The sequence below is a fragment of the Streptomyces sp. NPDC087845 genome (assembly GCF_044742755.1).
GTDB lineage: Bacteria > Actinomycetota > Actinomycetes > Streptomycetales > Streptomycetaceae > Streptomyces.
Genome location: NZ_JBIUVC010000058.1, coordinates 1 through 1074 on the forward strand (window position 1 = coordinate 1; position 1074 = coordinate 1074).

The 1074-nt window shown below is 69.5% G+C and carries 1 protein-coding gene; it reads right to left on the reverse strand.

Annotated elements, in window-relative coordinates:
• Nucleotides 1-88 precede the first annotated feature (88 nt).
• Complete coding sequence (locus ACIOMQ_RS41445) at nucleotides 89-829, reverse strand: alpha/beta hydrolase (RefSeq protein WP_402192915.1); 741 nt, start codon at nucleotides 827-829, stop codon at nucleotides 89-91.
• Nucleotides 830-1074: the final 245 nt, after the last annotated feature.

Genomic DNA, 1074 nt, shown 5'->3' on the forward strand with positions numbered 1-1074 from the left:
AAAGGGCGGTGAGCATGCATCAGGAAGCCGGCAGGCGTGCACGGGCCGTCGTCCGCCGGGGCGGTACCTCATCGCCCGGCACTCGTGATCAAAATTCGGCGGCGGAGTCCGGACGAGGAGAGCCATCCAGCGCACCAGATATCACCAGGACGGGCGCGTCCAGCTCAGCCAGTACCGCGCGGGCGGCGTCCGCACCGTCGAAGGCACCCGGAGCCAGGTAGGCACCCGCTGCCTTCTCGTCGAACCACTCCTCGCACGCGGCGGCATGCGTCTGCGCCGCGGCGTCCCAGCGGCCGTAGGAAAGGCGGTCGAGCAGCGCGAAGTCCGCGTCGCTCGCCTCCCCGGACACCGCCCGCTCGAAGGCCGGCCGGACCTCTTCGTGCCAAGGCTCGTCACGGCGCAGTTCCAGTGCCTCGCGCCGCCGCTCGACAGGGAAGTCGATCCCGGCAGTGCGCGCACGCGCGCAGACCAGTACGAGCGAGCGCACCCGCTCCGGGTAGCGAGCCGCGTAGGCCAGCACGAGGTCACCAGCGGCCGAATGGCCAAGAAGATCCAACTGCTCCAGGCCGAGGGCGACACGAAGCGCCTCGATGTCCTCGGCCTGCCGGTCCACCCGGAAGCCCGCGAGGTCGGCGGGCTTGGCCGAGTCCCCCGTGCCGCGCAGGTCCAGCAGCACCAGCTCTCGCTGCGCGGCCAGCCCACCAAGGTCGCCGAAGTAGGCGGAGCGCATCATCGGACCGCCCGGAACGCAGACAAGCGGTCGATCGCCCCTGGAGCCCTTCCGGTGGTAGGCGAGGCGGGTCCCGTCGGGCACGTCGAAAGTCAGCATGCGCGGATGCTCGCAGGTGGCGCAGTGATCCGCCACGGAATAGACGGCCCGATCCGCTCGCTGTCGCGCACCAGGGGCATGACCAATCCTGCGAAACCCTTCAACAGTCCTCCTGCTCCTGAACAGAAAGACTTGACTGGGAATCGTGGTCCTAAGGGCTGTCCCGTAAATGATCTGCAAGCTGTGTCGGGTGCCTGGTCGCCCGCGCGGCCGGCTCGCCGATCCGGCGCCTGTGTCGGCTGTTG